Origin of the sequence: uncultured Kriegella sp. (assembly GCF_963975415.1) — a bacterium.
Classification (GTDB): domain Bacteria; phylum Bacteroidota; class Bacteroidia; order Flavobacteriales; family Flavobacteriaceae; genus Kriegella.
Genome location: NZ_CAXBGN010000001.1, coordinates 49,513 through 67,071, shown reverse-complemented (window position 1 = coordinate 67,071; position 17,559 = coordinate 49,513). Strand labels below are relative to the sequence as shown.

15 protein-coding genes are annotated in these 17,559 nt (G+C 38.9%); 7 read left to right on the top strand and 8 right to left on the bottom strand.

Annotated elements, in window-relative coordinates; genetic code table 11:
• Nucleotides 1–2: 2 nt before the first annotated feature.
• The 6 genes from AACZ88_RS00285 to AACZ88_RS00260 all read left to right on the top strand — a co-directional run bounded on the left by AACZ88_RS00285 (nucleotide 3) and on the right by AACZ88_RS00260 (nucleotide 6,990).
• Nucleotides 3–794: a hypothetical protein gene (locus AACZ88_RS00285; RefSeq protein WP_339704470.1), complete on the top strand. Its 792-nt coding sequence runs from the start codon at nucleotides 3–5 to the stop codon at nucleotides 792–794.
• Nucleotides 794–2,773 (top strand): condensation domain-containing protein, encoded by a 1,980-nt coding sequence (locus AACZ88_RS00280; protein WP_339704467.1) that lies wholly within the window; start codon nucleotides 794–796, stop codon nucleotides 2,771–2,773. Before AACZ88_RS00285 ends, AACZ88_RS00280 begins: the two co-directional genes overlap by 1 nt.
• An 8-nt stretch (nucleotides 2,774–2,781) precedes the next feature.
• Nucleotides 2,782–5,184 (top strand): condensation domain-containing protein, encoded by a 2,403-nt coding sequence (locus AACZ88_RS00275; RefSeq protein WP_339704464.1) that lies wholly within the window; start codon nucleotides 2,782–2,784, stop codon nucleotides 5,182–5,184.
• A complete protein-coding gene (locus AACZ88_RS00270; RefSeq protein ID WP_339704461.1) occupies nucleotides 5,159–5,959 on the top strand; it encodes a 4'-phosphopantetheinyl transferase superfamily protein in 801 nt (266 codons plus the stop codon). Before AACZ88_RS00275 ends, AACZ88_RS00270 begins: the two co-directional genes overlap by 26 nt.
• A 60-nt stretch (nucleotides 5,960–6,019) precedes the next feature.
• Nucleotides 6,020–6,652, top strand: a complete 633-nt coding sequence (locus AACZ88_RS00265; protein ID WP_339704458.1) for a GntR family transcriptional regulator — start codon at nucleotides 6,020–6,022, stop codon at nucleotides 6,650–6,652.
• 185 nt (nucleotides 6,653–6,837) lie between these two features.
• Nucleotides 6,838–6,990, top strand: coding sequence for a hypothetical protein (locus AACZ88_RS00260; RefSeq protein ID WP_339704455.1), 153 nt, complete (start codon nucleotides 6,838–6,840; stop codon nucleotides 6,988–6,990).
• Here the strand turns inward: AACZ88_RS00260 and AACZ88_RS00255 are convergent, their stop codons facing one another.
• From AACZ88_RS00255 to AACZ88_RS00220, 8 genes are all read right to left on the bottom strand, one after another.
• Complete coding sequence (locus AACZ88_RS00255) at nucleotides 6,991–7,257, bottom strand: hypothetical protein (protein WP_339704453.1); 267 nt, start codon at nucleotides 7,255–7,257, stop codon at nucleotides 6,991–6,993.
• Nucleotides 7,254–8,270: a M4 family metallopeptidase gene (locus AACZ88_RS00250; RefSeq protein ID WP_339704451.1), complete on the bottom strand. Its 1,017-nt coding sequence runs from the start codon at nucleotides 8,268–8,270 to the stop codon at nucleotides 7,254–7,256. The genes AACZ88_RS00255 and AACZ88_RS00250 overlap by 4 nt, the downstream gene beginning before the upstream one ends.
• 100 nt (nucleotides 8,271–8,370) lie before the next feature.
• Nucleotides 8,371–9,465, bottom strand: coding sequence for an amidohydrolase family protein (locus AACZ88_RS00245; protein WP_339704448.1), 1,095 nt, complete (start codon nucleotides 9,463–9,465; stop codon nucleotides 8,371–8,373).
• 15 nt (nucleotides 9,466–9,480) lie between these two features.
• The gene (locus tag AACZ88_RS00240) at nucleotides 9,481–10,077 is read right to left on the bottom strand and encodes a nucleotidyltransferase family protein (RefSeq protein WP_339704445.1); all 597 of its coding nucleotides are present in this window, start codon (nucleotides 10,075–10,077) and stop codon (nucleotides 9,481–9,483) included.
• Nucleotides 10,077–11,087, bottom strand: a complete 1,011-nt coding sequence (locus AACZ88_RS00235) for an XdhC family protein (RefSeq protein ID WP_339704442.1) — start codon at nucleotides 11,085–11,087, stop codon at nucleotides 10,077–10,079. Before AACZ88_RS00235 ends, AACZ88_RS00240 begins: the two co-directional genes overlap by 1 nt.
• 77 nt (nucleotides 11,088–11,164) lie before the next feature.
• On the bottom strand, nucleotides 11,165–13,399 hold the full coding sequence (locus AACZ88_RS00230; RefSeq protein ID WP_339704439.1) for a molybdopterin cofactor-binding domain-containing protein: 2,235 nt from the start codon (nucleotides 13,397–13,399) through the stop codon (nucleotides 11,165–11,167).
• A gap of 61 nt (nucleotides 13,400–13,460) precedes the next feature.
• Nucleotides 13,461–13,922 (bottom strand): (2Fe-2S)-binding protein, encoded by a 462-nt coding sequence (locus AACZ88_RS00225; RefSeq protein ID WP_339704436.1) that lies wholly within the window; start codon nucleotides 13,920–13,922, stop codon nucleotides 13,461–13,463.
• 145 nt (nucleotides 13,923–14,067) lie between these two features.
• A complete protein-coding gene (locus AACZ88_RS00220; protein ID WP_339704433.1) occupies nucleotides 14,068–16,242 on the bottom strand; it encodes a DUF5916 domain-containing protein in 2,175 nt (724 codons plus the stop codon).
• A 208-nt stretch (nucleotides 16,243–16,450) separates the two neighbouring features.
• Here AACZ88_RS00220 and AACZ88_RS00215 point away from each other — a divergent pair, with 208 nt between their 5' ends.
• Nucleotides 16,451–17,542 (top strand): VWA domain-containing protein, encoded by a 1,092-nt coding sequence (locus AACZ88_RS00215; RefSeq protein ID WP_339704430.1) that lies wholly within the window; start codon nucleotides 16,451–16,453, stop codon nucleotides 17,540–17,542.
• Nucleotides 17,543–17,559 lie beyond the last annotated feature (17 nt).

The following is a 17,559-nucleotide window of genomic DNA, read 5'->3' as shown; positions in this document are numbered from 1 at the left end:
TTATGAAAAGAATAAAAAGATCCAACGATTTCGAAATTTCTGTTGTCCTCAAAAACGATAACTTTATAGCACCCCCAAGAGAAGCACAACGCAATATTGTGGTAAATAGGGCTATTAAGGAATTCGCTGCGGATTTAAATGCCCTTAATGAGCAAACTAAGCATTTTGTTCCTGGAAAAGTGCAGGATTTTCTTTCAGAAGATCGGGAACAAAAAATTATGAAGGATGAAGAAATTATGGAGGGTTGGTTAATTCCCATAATGAAAGTAATGGCCGAAGTTGTTACTGAAAAAGGGGGGGATATTCTTGAAATTGGATTTGGAAGGGGTATTTCAGCAGAAATGTTACAGGAATTTTCTATTGAGACCCATACTATTATCGAATGTAACGATGCGGTAATAGCTAAATATTACGATAACTGGAGAGAAAAATACATGAACCGCGACATTCGTCTTATTCGAGGATTATGGCAAGACACCATAAATGATCTCGGTCTTTTTGATGGTATCTTTTTTCATACCTACCCCTTAAATGAAGATGAATATATGCGCTATGTAAATGCCAGTATTACTTTTGCAGAGCATTTCTTTGCCCACGCCCAAGCGCACTTAAAACCTGGTGGGGCATTTACTTATTTTTCCAACGAAATTGGTTCTTTGAGCAGGGAGCACCAACGAATTCTTCTAAAATATTTTACTTCCTTCTCCGTACAAATTGTTCCCTTGAAAATGCCCAATGATGTTGCGGATACTTGGTGGGCAGACTCAATTGTAGTGGTAAAAGCGGTCAAATAATGAAAAACGAACTCAAGAATAGAATTAATGGACTTTCCCACGAGGAACGAAAATTATTGTTGTTTAAGCTAAAAGGGGTTGTCACCAATCAATCAGACAATACAAGTTCGGAAAACCCAAAACGTTTAGTGGCTTATATTCGACCCAACGAACAATTCGACATGAAGAAGTTAAAGGCTCATTTGAAAGAGGGTCTTCCCGAATATATGATTCCTTCCGCTATTCATCTAATTGATGAAATACCGACACTGCCCAATGGCAAAGTCGATAGAAGTGGCTTACTTGCTCTCAGTAGAGAAACTCCATCAGAAACTGGGTTAAAAAAGCCCAAGAGTGAAATTGAAAAGCAATTGGTGCAAATATGGGAGGAAGTATTGAATTTTAATCCCATCAGTATAGAAGACAACTTTTTTGAGATAGGGGGAGACTCCATTTTGAGTATTCAAATTATATCGAAAGCACGAAAAGTGGGCATATTACTTCAACCGAATCAACTTTTTGAAAATCAAACCATAGCCGAACTTTCCCTATTTGCGGCAAATAATGTCTCCGAGCCAATGACCAACGAAAAAGTGGAAGGAGAAGTGCCCTTAACCCCAATACAACACTGGTTTTTCGAAAACCATTTGATAGCACCCCATTTTTGGAATCAAATCATTAAAGTATCGAATATAGATAGCATTCCGTTCGATTCGATAAAATTAACGATCAATGCATTGATTTCACATCATGATGCACTTTGCCTAAGTTTCGTACAAACAGATAACAAATGGGTGGCAAGAACTTTAAGAAAAAACGAAAACAATTCTTGTCATCATATCGATATTAGTAGCGAAAGAAAGATTGAAGAGCAAAAACGCCTAATCAATGAGGCTTTGATAACCGCTCAAGAAAATTGCAGACTGGACAATGGAGAACTTTTTAGGGCATATTACTTTGAATGTGGTGATACCCAACCAAATTCGATTTTCCTGATTGCCCATCACTTAATTGTCGATATGGTCTCTTGGAGTATTATTTTCAACGATTTTTCAAGTGCGCTGCAGCTCTTAAAAGATGGTCAAGAGATTAATTTTAATCAAAAAACGGCATCCATAAAAGTTTGGAGCGAATATTTAGTGGCACTTTCCAATTCTGATGAATTTCAAAAAGAAATAGAGTATTGGAAGCAACAGCACTTTGAGTCACACACCTTGCCGCAAGATTTTGATGTTGACAAAGAAGTTTTTGAAGAACGCTCTTTTGCCATACACCAAAGTTTTCTAAATGAGGGAGATACTGATTTATTGATTAATGAGGCCAATGAGGCATACAATTCAGAAGTAGAAGACCTGCTAATCACCGCCCTCATCAAAACCATTTGTCAATGGGGAGATTTATCAAACTTCTGCCTTGGCCTCGAAAGACTTGGTCGTACAGCCGATACTATTTCGGTAGACGTTTCGGATACGGTCGGTTGGTTTACTTCCTTTTTTCCAATCAGGCTCAACTATGAATCAGGGGGTAATGATGGTGAGCTAATTAAAACAACTAAAGAACGATTGCGTACAGTGCCCAATGGTGGTATTGGTTATGGCTTGTTAAGATATCTTTCTAACAATAAATCATTTAAGGCTTTCCTTAATCAAGAACCTGAGGTAATCTTCAATTATCTCGGAAATAAAAAAGAGAACCATAACAAAAGTTACGAGCAATATGAGTTATTGTGGGATGGTACGCGCCATGCTTTAAGTGAACGAAGCCACAAATTAGAAATCAACATGTCGATTATCAAAAATGTACTTAATATTCGTTGGAGTTATTGCACCGAAATTCATAAAGAAGATACAGTTATTCTATTAGCAAAACGGTTTGATGAAAATTTGAAAGCCATATTGCAGCACTGTACGACAAAAGAAACAATGGATTATACACCATCTGATTTTCCAGAAGCCGGACTTAGTCAAGAAGATTTGGATAATTTGTTGGACAATTTATAAAATAATACATGCAGAAGACGGCTAAAAAACCAAAAATAGAGGCAATATATCCATTAGGATATATGCAGCAGGGCCTATTGTTTCATCACCTATCGAGTTCCGTTGATCAAGGTTTTCTTAACGTTGGATGTACCATTGAAGGTTATATAGATACTTCCCTATTTGAGAAAGCCTGGAACAAGGTTGTTCAAAGACATGAAATTCTACGTACAACAGTCCATTGGAAAGATTTGAAGCAACCTGTTCAGATTGTACATAAAGAAAAATCAATTATGCTCAGGGTTGAAGACTGGAGCAATCTCGACAGTGACGAAAAGGAAAAAAAATGGAAGGAAATTAAAACAAGTATTAGAAAGTCAGGTGCCAAATTAGAAGAAGGGGCCTTACTGAGTGTTATAATAGTTTACCATGGACAAAATATTACAAAATTACTATGGCCGAGTCACCACTTGTTGGTCGATGGCTGGTCGTCAAATAATATACTGAAAGATGTCATTGAGGTTTATGATGTCCTTTTAAAAAAAATATCACCGACTTTTGAGACATTACCTTCTTACAAATCATATCTAAACTGGTTAGGAAAAAAAGATGCTCAAAGTGGACGTAAATTCTGGTCACAATACTTTCAGGACTTTGAAGAATCACATCTTTTTATTCCTGACAACAAGAACAAAAACGTCGCGCAAATTGAAGTTAAAAAACTTTTTTTATCAACTGAAGAAACCCTTGGATTACAAAAATTGGCCAAAGAATCCAAAGTTGCTTTAAATGCAGTCGTTCAAGGAATCTGGTCATTACTCCTTTTTCGATATTTTGACACGAACGATATGGTTCACGGAACCACGGTTTCAGGTCGGTCTTCAGATTTTCCGAATATACACCTTTTAACAGGAATGTATATGAACGTACAACCCGTTAGAAACACCATACAAGACCAAGAAAAGCCCCTTACAACATGGTTTAAATATATTCAAGAACGTCAGCAAAGGGCATTGGAATATGAGTATATGCCTTTGAACGAAGTGCTTTCGCAAACCAATTCAACTACCGGGAGCATGATTTTTGATAGTCTATTGGTTTATGAGAATTTTCCTGAGGTGAATACCAACGTCGACACGATTAAGGTTTCTAATTTTCAAAGTGGGTTAACCTCTACCTACCCCATGACCATAGTTGTGCTTCCTGGGGAGCAAATGGAATTCTTACTTTCATTTTCCACGGAGCATATTGACGAAAAATCTCGACTTTGGATTTATGAAAATCTTTATATCCTTCTAAAACATATTTCCTCTGGAAAAGTAAAATCATTTGCTGACCTAATTCCGCTAATCGAAATATTTAAAGGGAATTCCATAAATGCGATGAGGAAAACCCTATCAGTTTCCAAAGATTATTTTTCACCTCCTAGAACAGATTTCGAGAGACAATTGGTTGAGATTTGGCAAATTTTATTCGGTAGGCAAGACATCGGAATTAACGATAACTTCTTCGAAATTGGAGGTAAATCATTGATGGCCGTACAAATGGCCCAAATGATTGAGCGCAAAATACCGTTGAAATTTCAACCGACCATGCTCATTCTAAATCCTACAATTGCAAGTATTGCGCAAAAATTAAGCACAGGCCCTACTAAAACCAAAAATGAGTGGAAATTTCTTGTTCCTTTCCGCACCAAAGGAAACAAAGCTCCTATCTTTTCCTTTCATGCAGGAGAAGGCCACATATTGTTCTACAAGTTACTTCCACTTTATATTAATAATGACAGGCCCTTTTACGCCCTGCAGCCCAAAGGTATCAACGGAGATGAAACCATGCATGAAAATATTGAAGAAATGTGTACTGATTACATTTCGGAAATTGAGGATATTCAAAATACTGGAACCTATAATTTTGTTTTCTATTGCTATAGCGCCCTTGCCGTAGAAATATCAGATCAATTGAGAAAAAAAGGAAAAAAAGTGAATCTCATTGTGGTCGATAGCCTAATCGGACCTGATGCTCGCTTTGACAGGCAAAAACTAAGTGAACGTTTAGATGTCTATTTAAAGAAAATGGTTACGACCCCCTTTTCAACAATTGGGAACTCTATCAAATCTAGATTTAAACGACACTTGACAAGTTACTACAATACATTTGCAAAAGACGTTATTAGCGATAATCTAATACGGATAAGAGAACAACTAGATAAAAATCACAAAGAATATCATTGGAAAAAATTCAATACTAATTGTACTTTGGTACTAACAAAGAGTGAACATCCAAAGTTGAGGCAAAAGAAAATTAAAGCATGGAACGATTGGTGTGATTCAGAAGTTAAAGTAATACTTAACAGCGGCAATCATTTTAACCAATTTGAGGAACCTCATGTAAAAACACTTGGGCAATATGTTGAAGAGGCCATTGTTGAATAGCGGAATAAGCTTCTTGACACCGGAAGGCAAGCCCATTTCAAACCTGGTCTCGGAATTTGAAAATGGTGGTCAAATACAGGTTTGGGTTATTGACAAAAGGGAACTGAACGATAGGGATAGTTATTTGAGATATTTGTCTAATGATGAACTTGAAAAAGCTCAAAAGTTTCGCTTTGAAAAGGACTTTTCAACCTATGTGATTGCAAGAGGCATACTGAAAAAACTACTTTCAAAATATATTAGAACCCCTACGGACGCCATAGGTTTTGTATATGGCGACTATGGAAAACCGAAACTTAAAAATAGCAATACCATTCATTTCAACGTTTCCCATTCCAACGAAATGATCGTACTCGCAGTTGCGCAAGATACCCAAGTCGGCGTTGATGTAGAATATAGGAATGATACCATAAATCTTATGGAAATTGCCAATACAGTTTTTACCGAAACAGAAATTGAGTTTCTGAATTCGTTACAAAACAAAGAAGTATCTCAAGGGTTTTATCACCTTTGGACCCGTAAGGAGGCATTTATTAAACTGTCAGGTTATGGTCTTTCAATGCCTATCGCATTGCCTAAAATCTCTGTGTTAAAAGATCAAGTTGAACTACTCGACAAAGTTAGTCCGAAACAGAATCTTTTAAAATGGGATTGTGTTCTCCGGTCTTTCAGCCCCGATCCAGATTATGCAGCGGCCATTGTAGCGTCAGAAGGTTCACAAATGATGGCGTTTATGAATTGGAACGACTATAAACATACTCTTCATATAGCATAAGCCAAAACAATTGTAACAAAACTACGTTCATAATCGTATACGATATTATATCTTTACCTTATGGCTTCAAAAACAATTGTACGTGACCAAGTAAGGGGTTACTTACTTGAACAAATGACTACTGGCAAACTAAACGCCGGGCAACCCTTAAATCTAGCGGCTCTGGCCCGAACATTGAACGTAAGCGTTACGCCCATACGAGAAGCACTTACACAACTGCAGCAGTCCAATCTTATTAAAGCAATTCCTAATCGAGGTTTTGTAATTTCCGAATTGGATTTTAAAGAAGCCAAAGACCTTTATGAATTGGTAGCCGACCTAGAGGTATTGGCCTTGGAACACTCAACTTTTGAAGAGGGGTTCATTAGGAGACTTAAGGAACAACAAACGGCTTTTAAAAATGCTACAGGCACTGTTTCACGTATTACGGCGAAACTAGAGTTTCACCGCTTACTGACCGAAAATTATAAAAATGCTCTCGCCCAACAGTTATTGGCAGATCTTAAGACCCGAATTTTTTTCTATGAACGCGCATTTATGTCCGATGACGAAGTATACAGTAAATCAGACAATCAACATGATGGTATTATTTCAGCAATAGAAGATGACAATGTGCCTACTGCAGCACTACTTCTCAAAATGAACTGGATGCTAATTTTGAATTACATACAAAAGCAATTGCGAATCGATTAGCCATCAAAACCGTGATTGTGCTTCGGTAACAAGCCAATAAATTGTTAAGAATTCATAAGCTTTTTGTAAAACGTTAGGATGTTTTCCCGCGTCGGAATAGCTTTACAAAAAAAATGTAGTTTGACGAAAAGTGGACAACAAATTAAATTCTCTATCGTTTAATTTATTCTAAAAAAAAGTAAGTCATGAAATACTTATCTCCGCATATCGAAGCATTGACCCAAAAAAAGAAAAAAAAGGAAAAGTCATTAATCAAAAAAGAATATTCTTGTGGTATCTTTCAAGATTATGGTATGAATGAGTCTAAGATTATCGATACTCCGTCTCAACTTCGATAGTTATTGCTTCTTTTGCTTTACTTTAGCCATTAGTCTTCTAATTGCTTCAGGCATGCTTTTCTCATTAAAAACTGCTTGGTATTTTTGAGCATCCTCTTGGAGAAACACTTGATAGGCTTGACCGTCAGGTATGTTCAATTGCGAATCATCACCATGGCCCATCGCATCAATTAACGTACTGGTTTCCAACTCACTCACTGAAATTTCACCTTCATATTTTCTTGTTATACCAGTGAATCCCCCCTCAACAACGATTTTATATTTCATACCCTATTTTCCTCTAGGCCTACCATAGCAAAACTTTTAGTTACAGCTTCTGTAGCTCGCTCACTTACCCGGCCAATTTCACTTAGTTTTAAGGTAACTTCAAGCATCATTTTCAAAAAATCATTGAATTGGGCCGTTCGCCACAGCGTCGACAATGTTTCAAACCAAATCAAGGCACAATCTTCAATACCAATCTCAAGACAGCACAAGTAAAATGCTTTATTAGGAATTCCTGAATTGATATGTACCCCTTGGTTGTCTTGAGCGCCTGAATAATAATTATCCATATGGTCAGGTTGCGAATCAAAATCATTCGCCGTACCCGGAGCTTTCATCGAACGAATCGCAACGCCCGGAAAGCTATCGGTGACCACTGTGTCTCCTATCAGCCAATCGGCTTCCGAAATGGTCTGATTTAAATACTTCTGTTTGATTATTGTAGCGAAAACATCGGAAAAATGCTCATTCAAAGCACCAGGCTGACTAAAATATTCAAGGTTGGCCAAAAATTGTGTTACGCCATGCGTTAATTCATGGGCAACCACGTCAATAGCATTGGCAAAGCTGGTAAACTCCAAACCATCGCCATCACCATACGTCATTTCATCGCCATCCCAATAGGCATTGTTATAATCAATTCCATAATGTACATTAGAGATAATATCCATTCCATTGCCATCCATCGAATTTAAATCAAAGGTCTCCTTAAAGTATTCCCGTACAAACCCTGAGGTATCGAATGCTTGATTGACAACCGAATCGGCAACCTTTTCATCACCCTCTTTGCGAATCAAAATTTGCCGTTGCTCGTATTGATTTTTACTGTCATAAACAAAGCGCGCACCATTACCGTCGACCACATTTCTTTGAAGAAGATGGTTTAAGCTTTCGTTTCTTTTTTGATTGATACGCCTTGTGTCGTTCAGTGCTTTCTTACACGCTGTGTTTCCCCGTTTGGCAAGTTCCTCCAAAATATGAGGTGGTACGATATAACAGTGATTGTTTGTACACATAGAAAGAGATTTTACAATTAACTACTACAAGGTACTTATCCTTTTTGGGGAAAGATTTTACGTTGCGTTAAAATTCTTCTAAACTATTTGGAGGATTACCTTAATTGGTTGAAAAAATGCTCGAATCAATACCTGGAAGTAGTTTTAAGGCATTCTTATAATATACTTTTTTCAATACTTCATCAGACAAATCTAATCCATACATGGCCCAAAAGGCATGGTATTTTTTATAATATGGAAAATATTCATCATCGGTTTCCAAAACTCTAAAATAGGTAGGAAATTCTTCAGGTTTCCAGCTATCCTTTCCAAAAAGAATACGATCTTGGTATTTCTCAAAAAAGGCATGGGCATTTTTTGGTTGTCGCCCTAATTCGGCAATAATGGCCCCGATACCCACATACATGTTGGGCATCTCATCTAAAAGTTTACCTAAGTATCCTAAATTATTGGCATACCACCCCATGTGTGCATTTATAAACTTCGTATTTGGGTGTTTTTTAAACATGCGATGCTGTTCATCGATCAGTTGCTGCCAAGGGGCTGGGTCGGTATCGGTGCGTTTTCTTCGTGAATGGGTCTTCAACTCTAACCAACGCTCATTATCCCCATCCATGGGGTCCCAAAATGATTTAGGGTCTGCGGTATGAATTAAAACCGGAACGCCCATTTCGGCACATTTTGCCCAAATAGGATCCAACCGTGGATCATCTACGGCTACACGATTACCATCAACATCCTTATTTCTCAGCCCTAAGCTTTTATAGACTTTCAGGCCTTTAGCACCATTCTTAATGTCTCGCTCTAGCTGATCCGCCGCATTTTTCGACCAATTTGGCGAGCCGACGCCATCAAAATTCACATTGGCAAAGACCACAAACCGGTCGGGATAATGAGTATTTATGTTTTTAACTATTTCTTTGATATTCTCTCCAGAACCACCACTCAGGTTTACCATAAGGCCCATATTCATTTTATCCATATCGGCAATCAATTGCGAAAGGTCTTGGGTAGCCATTCTTGATTGATGGCTATGAATATCAACAAATGGAAACTTTGCCTTTTCAATAATATGTTCAGGAACTACTAATGTAGATGTTGGATTATAGGCTTCAAAATCCATTTTCTGGCCATGAGAACCCCATGAAACCAATGTAAGTGCAAGGACTGCTAGATTTACTGATTTTCTACTCATTTGAGTCATTTGTGTTTAGCTATTTAGATTTTTTTTATAATCTTCAACGGTATCAATATCAATCGATTTTCCATTGGAAGATAGAATCATTGTATCATTTTTATTTGAATTGATTACGGCTTTTGCCCCATTATCCCCATCCAATTCACCTAAAACCTCGAAATATTTGACGCTGAAAAACGCCGGTACGCCAGCCTTATCGCCATAAGCCGTTGCGATAATACCCTTTTTAGTATGGTTATGAGACGCCACTAGAGACTTTAAATATACAGAGTCTATCAAGGGTTGGTCACCCAATATTACAAGAACCGCTTGGTATTCATTAGTACTATTACGAAGAAAATTTATACCAAAAGCCAACGAAGACCCTAAACCATCTTGCCAATTTTCATTCTCAATGCATCGTACTTCTCTTAAATCGGGTATAATTTTAATTTTGGCAGCAAAAGCTCCGAGAACAACAATCACATTTTTTGAAATAGATTTGGCATTTTTTATAGCATTACCCAGAAGTGTCGTGTTTTTCCAAGGTAACAATTGTTTGATTTTGCCCATACGGGAAGATTGGCCTGCTGCAAGAATGAGTACAGCCAAATTATTTTTATTGACCATCAGCTATGAATTTTACCTTCTTTATCCCGTAGCATAATGGGCTCCTTATCATGGATTGTCGCTAAAATTTCGGAAATAATGGCAATGGAAATTTCCTGGGCCGTTACTGCTCCAATATCAAGTCCGGCCGGTCCGTGTATGTAATCAAAAAAAGTATCTGATACTGTCGGACACCGTTCTATAAAGTCGTTTAAAAGCCGTTCTCTTCTTTTTGAAGGCCCCAATAATCCCAAATAGGCAGGTTTGCTATCTTTCAATGCCAACAAATGATTTAAATCTTTTACAAAACTATGGGTCATGAGCATAACCGCCGTTTGACCATCGATTTTCGGCAAGGGGGTAATTTCAGGGTCAATATTCAATAACTCTTCTGCACCCGGGAAGTCTTTAAGAGTTTTTTCTTCGGAAGGTGTGGCGATTATCGTCACTTCCCATCCTGTAAGCGCCGCATACGAACACAGTTGTACTGCATCGTGTTCGGCCCCTATTATAAGCAATTTAAAACAAGGCTTCATTTCTTGTTCAAAAATTTTCAAATCCCCGTTTAAAGCAGCATCAGGTCGAAACCCAAGCTTTCCATTCTTATACAGCAATGAAGAGCCATAGCCATCATCTACACCTTCTTTTTTAGAGAAAAAAGAAGCTATTTTAAAATGTTGTCGATTTACTAAAAGACCGAAAAAAATGTGAATGAAGGTCTCATCAGGTTGAAACGGTTCGATTAAAATATATAAAATACCTTCACAGCCAAGCCTATACCGCCCGTCATAGGTCATTATCTTTGGTCGATTTTCTCGAAAAACACGCTCTGATTGTCGAAACACTTCTTTCTCAACACAACCACCACTGACTGCACCTGTCATTTTACCGTCTTCGCGAATAAGCATACGAACACCAGGGCGACGATATGAAGACCCTTCGAGGGCCACAACAGTAGCCAGCACAGTTTTAATTCCCTTTTCCTTTGCTAGAATATGTGATCGTACAATTTTTTTTAATTCGTGTGTCATATCAAATTTTCTTCGTCAAGACCGACGAATTTAATAACCCTACTAAAACGGATCACTAATTATTTAGCCATTTGCCATTAACCTATAATTGGCTTAGCTGCAGTTTTCCAAAAATCTGGATCGGCCATAAATGGTTGTTTGTAGATGCGCTTACCGGTAGCGGCTTTCAAGGCGTTGGCAATAGCGCCACCTGCAGGAGGTAATGTTGGCTCTCCCAAACCTGTGGGTGCCAACTCATTTTCAATAAAGTGCATTTCAACCTCGGGAACTTCCTTCATTCGAATCAGTCTATACCTATCAAAATTCTTTGACTGAGGCACTCCATCTTTAAATGCAAAATCTCCGTACAACGCATGACCTATCCCATCAATGATTCCTCCTTCTACTTGATTACGTGCTCCAAGTGGATTGACTACGATGCCGCAATCAGCTACACAAGTCACTTTTGTAATTACGGGTTTTCCATTTTCGATTTGAACGTCTGCTACCTCTGCAACATGCGTATTATGGCAATAATAAGCTACGAAACCTTGATAGACACCTTCAGGTTGTTTGCCCCAGCCTGATTTATCAACAACTTCTTTAATGACGGCTTGTAATCGTTCAGGAGAATATTGAATGCGTTCGTCTGTTGTACCCTTGACCTTTTCCAGCAAATCTAATCGGAGTTGTACACGATCTACCTCCATGACCTCTGCCAACTCATCGAAGAAGCTTTGTTCGGCATAAGCCAGAAAATTGGTATAAGGTGCTCGCCATGCGCCTGTGGTAATTTTACTTGCATAACTAGCAACATCTACCTTGTAATTCTCAACGGCACCTGCGGGAAAGAAATTAGGAATCAATCCATACATATTACCATTGACTGCTGCTTCTTTAAGATAGTATCCTGTCAGTTTTCCGTCTTTCACAGCTGCTTTAATGCGATATTTAATGGCTGGACGATATACCCCCGTGGTCATATCATCTTCTCGGGAAGAGACCATTTTAACTGGTTTCCCGATTGCATCGGAGATTTCTGCGGCCTCATATACAAAATCACCGTAAAGTCGTCGACCGAACCCCCCACCCATTCTGGTCATTTCCAAAGAAACATCTTCAACATCACGACCCAACATTTGCGCCACTGTATTTGCGGCATCTTCGGGAGTTTGGACAGGTCCGACCAAATGAATTTTTTCCGGGTTTACATCGGCATAGAAATTCATTGGTTCCATGGTATTATGGGGCAAAAACGGGGACTCGTAGGTGCGTTCCAAAACCTTATCAGCTTGCGCAAAAGCCCTGCTTACATCGCCATCATTTCTTAACGTCGTGAAGTTCGTTCCATCGAGCAATCCTGAGAGTTTATCATCTTGATATTTAGAATCTTCCAATGCACTAACAGCTTTCCATACCGCTTTTATTGCCTTTTTTCCTTTAAAGGCATCCCAAGTTGTTTTTGCAATGACAACTACTTTGTCGCTAGGGCTCAATTGAACGGTCCAACTAATTTTATCCTTACTTAATAATTCCCTGGTCTTTGTCCCTATTTTAATGACATCAATGACACCTGGCATGGCTTTGGCCTCCTCAGCATCGAATGACTCTAATTCTTGACCAAAAGCAGGTGGTCGAAGTACTGTGGCATATACCATTCCGTCCGCCTTATAATCAAGACCATATAACGGTTTTCCCGTAACTATTTTATCTATGTCGACATTCTGAATGTCTGCACCAATAATCTTATAATCTTTTGGCTCCTTGAGTGTTACGTTTTCAGGAACATCAAGTGTAGCGGCGGCGTCTACAAGATTGCCGTAACCCAAGGTTTCACCGTTACCGTTTGTAATTACCCCTTCACTTACGGTACATTCTGAAGGTTCAACCCCCCAATGTGCAGCGGCCGCATTGACCAACATTTGTTTGGCTGTAGCACCTGTCTGACGCAGGGCATCCCAACCATGTCTGATAGATTGGCTCCCCCCAGCTACCTGACGGGTAAAATTTTTAGTGTCTAAAGCTCCCTGTTGCACGTAAACATTATCCCATGCCACATCTAGCTCTTCAGCTATGAGCATTGGCATGGCCGTTTTTACCCCTTGGCCGATTTCAGGGTTCGGTGAAAAAATGGTAACCGCACCATTTTTTGCAATTTTAATAAAAGCATTAAAGTCGGCATAATCTAAATCGGCCAAATCGACCGGTACTTTTGCCTCGGGTTTACAGGCGGTAAAAAGATTAAACCCAATCATTAAGCCTCCACTGGCAAGCGAGGAAGTTCGAATAAAGTTACGTCTGCTGAAGGTTATATTTGAAACTGAGGTTGACATGATGCATGAATTTAATTAGTTGGATTCTCGACTTTGGGGGAATGAAAATTAAAAATAGCTACTATTCCATCTTCGCCGCGGCCATTTCAACAGCTTTGAAAATCCGGTTGTAACTTGCACACCGACAAATATTGCCGTGCATTGCATTTTTTATGTCCTCTTTTGAAGGAGCTGGGTTCTTTTCAAGGAAAGCGGCCGCGGTCATGATTTGACCAGCCTGACAATATCCACATTGTGGTACGTCGACTTCTTTCCAAGCTTCCTGTAACGGATGTGAACCATCTTCCGACAACCCTTCGATCGTTGTTATTGATTTTCCTTCCACTTGGGCCAAGGTCGTAGAGCAACTGCGTATGGCATTTCCCTCCAAATGAACTGTACATGCGCCGCACTGGGCAATACCACATCCGAATTTAGTACCCACTAAATCGAGATGATCTCGCAACACCCATAATAAAGGAGTGTCTTCACTGACGTCGACTGAATGCGACTTTCCGTTGATGTTAAGTTGATAGGTTGCCATGACTTTTAGTTAGTTTAATGAATTTCACTTCTATAACCTTTACAAGTTATCAAAAAAATGGATAACCAAGGGCACTTTAACAGTTTCTTAAAACCGTCTTAAAAAGAGAAAATATAAGGGTGCGGTGTATAAGCCAAATCTAATATCACTTATTAAACCAATAGGTGAATTTTAAGGTCAGTGCCCAGTCTTTCTTGGAAAAAGGATCTATAAACTGATTGTTGGTGTATACTAAAAATAAATCGGAAGCGGGGCTATATCGCCATTGCAACCGTGAATTGAGATTGAAATTCTTTGCTTGTTCATTATATTGAAACAAAGTGGCGAAAAATAGTTTATTGGTGAAGGTTATATCTACTTCCGATCCGATAAGCCAAAATTCGGTATTGTTCCAAGGTTCGGGCAAACTGATATGATTGTAGTTCAAAGTAGCACTTAGGCTAACAAAAGGTTGAAATCGATAACCAAGTTCACTTGTTATACTAGTTCGATTTCCATCGGAATAGTATCCTCCTAAACGACCACCAAAGGCATATGTAAAAAGGCTTTGTGGTTTTGATACGTAATCCCAACCAATACCTGTCCAATAATGATCAGTGCCTACGTCAAGCAGTTCTTTGCCCGATCGTGTAGGATCAAAGGGGGAGAGAAGTTCAACATATTCTTTAAAGGTCACCAGCTCAAAACTACTACGATTACGAAAATTAAGACCATAACTGATAATATTTACATTATCGGTCTTTTTGAAATTCTCATTAAAGTAGTATATACTTTCCCACTGAGGACCATGACTAACAATTTTACCTTTTTCAGGAAAAAACAAATAGCCCACTTCCCCATTAAAATTCACATATCCATTACGAGGTACGTACCCAACTTCCGCCCTATAATCTTTACCTACCCATTCTTCTTGAATTCGCCAACTCCATTTTCTGTTAGCATAAGCCAAATGCGCCGCTTGGGTTGCCCCATCGCCATTTTTATCAGGACTAAATGATTTTAAAAAGAAAGCCTTGCCACTCCATAAAGCATTGGAAGATGCTAAATTATACTCCACTCCCAAATTACGGTTGAATTTAGGATATAGCGTTTGAAGCGAATCGTTTTCAAGAGGATAATTGATAGCTTGCTTATTGACCAACATTAGACCAATACTCGAACGACTGAACACTTTTCGCTGTAATGATAGCACGGCAAAATTCTGGCTGGGCAATCCAGTTTCATCAACACTTGCTGTTTGCATGTCCATAAGGCCTACCCGCCATTTCTTGTTTAGGTTACCGCTGATTCTAGCGCCTGCTTGAATGGGCACCCCCAATCCTATACGCCTCGAAAAGAAAGGCCTTATCGTAGGATATCCGAAACTGGCGAACAGATCACCATTTTCAAGAAAAAACTGACGCTTTTCGGGAAAAAACAATTCAAATCGGTCTAAATTGGTCACTTGCCGGTCGACCTCTACTTGTGAAAAATCTGGATTCACCGTCAAATCAAGATTTAGAGAAGAGGTTAAGCTGAACTTCACATCTCCCCCAATCTTAAAATCATTTTCAGTTTTATCACCAATTTCAAAATTTTGGTTTAACCCTCCTAATACATAAGGAATAATTGAAAAATTCGTTCTTGGAGCGGGTGGTGCTTCATCCCAAACCAAGGTTCCGGTATAGGCTAAAGATGCCGTCGGAAGCTGTCTGGGAATAGGTGTCCAGCTCGACTTTTCACTCGATTTTAAATCTAAACGGCTAAAATTGATGCCCCATTCCCGAACACCGTCTTCGTAGCGAATCGATTTAAAGGGCAATGCCATTTCAAAGACCCATTTCTCATCACTTCGGGTCGTTTCCGAAACCCATTTGCTATCCCAATTCAAGTCGACACTTCCTCCATTATACATCGTACCATCCCATTGGGCACCGTAGGCATTTGCACCAAAAGAAAAACCTGTAGTCTGATTGTTAAAGGGATCCATAAAAAGTAAAAAGTTATCGTTTTTACCAAATGAAAAATCGCGTCTCAACGACTCAACAAAATAACCGCCTTCCGCCATATTGTAAAAAGTAGCCAATAGATAAATATTGTTATCATCATAAGCCATACGAATTTCGGAAGTTTCGTTCGCCTTATCGGTATCCATAGGTAATACCATAAAAAAGTCTTTCGCAACGTCTGTAGTAGACCAAACTTCGTCATCCCCTACTCCGTCAACTACCACAGGTGAATTGATTTTACGAATATGGATGCGAAATGCTTCATTTTTTTTTTGGGCGTACAAAGGTAGCGTCAAAATCATGACTAAAGCAGCCAAAGAAAATTGTTTCATTGTTTTAAGGGTAACGGCATTAAAGCGCTACAAATAAACCACTTACCAAAACAGAAGCAGTAATTGATAGGATTATCGTAGTTCGCCGGGATGAAACTACGAATTTTTAATCTATCGATTTAACAATGTTTAACACAATTTTCTCTCTGAAGCTTATACTTTTAAGCGCATTTAGCCGTTGTGATGGTTGAACGTAAAAAAATTGAAAATGAAATCATACTTAAATCTTCTTGGGCTTATTTTTGCCGTAACCGTATTTATATCCTGTGGAAATGCAGATGACGATGTAAATTTTGGGTTGAATACGGGCGACGGACTAGGTAAAGGAAAACCGGTAGACGAATGCCTGGCTCTCGGTGAGAGTGATTTGATCTTGTCAATACAAGAACAGTATACTACGGCTCCTGGAAAAGTGTCTATCTTTTTTAAGGTCTCCGATACGAATGGCAACCCGGTACCCGGTCTAACAGCCGAGCAATTCACGATATACGAGCAAGGTAGAAATGACGCCTGTTTCAATACGATATCCACTTCAGAATCTCAAGCACGTATTTCTCCGAACTCTCAAATTTTCAAAAACAATACATTGCTGGTGCTAGACCTTAGTAACAGTGTATTGAGTAGCAGCCTTGCAGAGTTAAAAGCTGCCGGCATCAGCTTTGTTGACAATGTAATGCCCGCTACTACCCAAGAATCTTTTAAAATGGCCATTTATTGGTTTGATGGTGAAAATGAACTGCATCTTTTAAATGAATTGACAGACTCAAAAGAAGAATTGACGGCCTCCATATCGGGAATTACCGATGACATTAGCAATGACCCATCAACCGACTTGTATGGTGCCGTAATGAAATCTACGGATATTGCCGCTAACTTATTGAACGAAAGCACGAAAGGCGGGAAAATTGGGGCGGCCTCTGTTGTTATATTTACTGATGGTACTGATCAAGCTTCCCGTTATACCCAACAGGCTGCTCAGAAAAAAGTAGATGACGCAGATCCAAATATTTCCTTTTTCACAATAGGACTAGGAGCAGAAATTGACACACAAGTACTAACAGACTTAGGTAAAACGGCCAGTGTTTTTGCAACGAACAAGGATGAATTGGAAAGTACTTTTAACGATATCTCTTTTCGTGTATCACAAAGGGCCAATAGCTTCTATCTTTTTGAGTATTGTAGCCCAAAACGTGATGGTAGTGGTGAGAACAATCTAGCGATTCAAGTAAAGGATGGGAGTCTGCAAGGTGCTGTACAAACAAAGTTCAACGCGACTGGTTTTACCGGAGGTTGTGAATAATCAAAATAAGAAAATCT

What these genes read in the sequence shown, in the direction of transcription:
- AACZ88_RS00275 (WP_339704464.1), top strand. Translation starts at nt 2,782, where the DNA reads ATGCAGAAGACGGCTAAAAAACCAAAAATAGAGGCAATATATCCATTA.
- AACZ88_RS00220 (WP_339704433.1), bottom strand. Translation starts at nt 16,242, where the DNA reads ATGAAACAATTTTCTTTGGCTGCTTTAGTCATGATTTTGACGCTACCT.
- AACZ88_RS00245 (WP_339704448.1), bottom strand. Translation starts at nt 9,465, where the DNA reads ATGAGTAGAAAATCAGTAAATCTAGCAGTCCTTGCACTTACATTGGTT.
- AACZ88_RS00270 (WP_339704461.1), top strand. Translation starts at nt 5,159, where the DNA reads ATGTTGAAGAGGCCATTGTTGAATAGCGGAATAAGCTTCTTGACACCG.
- AACZ88_RS00250 (WP_339704451.1), bottom strand. Translation starts at nt 8,270, where the DNA reads ATGTGTACAAACAATCACTGTTATATCGTACCACCTCATATTTTGGAG.
- AACZ88_RS00260 (WP_339704455.1), top strand. Translation starts at nt 6,838, where the DNA reads ATGAAATACTTATCTCCGCATATCGAAGCATTGACCCAAAAAAAGAAA.
- AACZ88_RS00255 (WP_339704453.1), bottom strand. Translation starts at nt 7,257, where the DNA reads ATGAAATATAAAATCGTTGTTGAGGGGGGATTCACTGGTATAACAAGA.
- AACZ88_RS00265 (WP_339704458.1), top strand. Translation starts at nt 6,020, where the DNA reads ATGGCTTCAAAAACAATTGTACGTGACCAAGTAAGGGGTTACTTACTT.
- AACZ88_RS00215 (WP_339704430.1), top strand. Translation starts at nt 16,451, where the DNA reads ATGAAATCATACTTAAATCTTCTTGGGCTTATTTTTGCCGTAACCGTA.
- AACZ88_RS00235 (WP_339704442.1), bottom strand. Translation starts at nt 11,087, where the DNA reads ATGACACACGAATTAAAAAAAATTGTACGATCACATATTCTAGCAAAG.
- AACZ88_RS00285 (WP_339704470.1), top strand. Translation starts at nt 3, where the DNA reads ATGAAAAGAATAAAAAGATCCAACGATTTCGAAATTTCTGTTGTCCTC.
- AACZ88_RS00225 (WP_339704436.1), bottom strand. Translation starts at nt 13,922, where the DNA reads ATGGCAACCTATCAACTTAACATCAACGGAAAGTCGCATTCAGTCGAC.
- AACZ88_RS00230 (WP_339704439.1), bottom strand. Translation starts at nt 13,399, where the DNA reads ATGTCAACCTCAGTTTCAAATATAACCTTCAGCAGACGTAACTTTATT.
- AACZ88_RS00240 (WP_339704445.1), bottom strand. Translation starts at nt 10,077, where the DNA reads ATGGTCAATAAAAATAATTTGGCTGTACTCATTCTTGCAGCAGGCCAA.
- AACZ88_RS00280 (WP_339704467.1), top strand. Translation starts at nt 794, where the DNA reads ATGAAAAACGAACTCAAGAATAGAATTAATGGACTTTCCCACGAGGAA.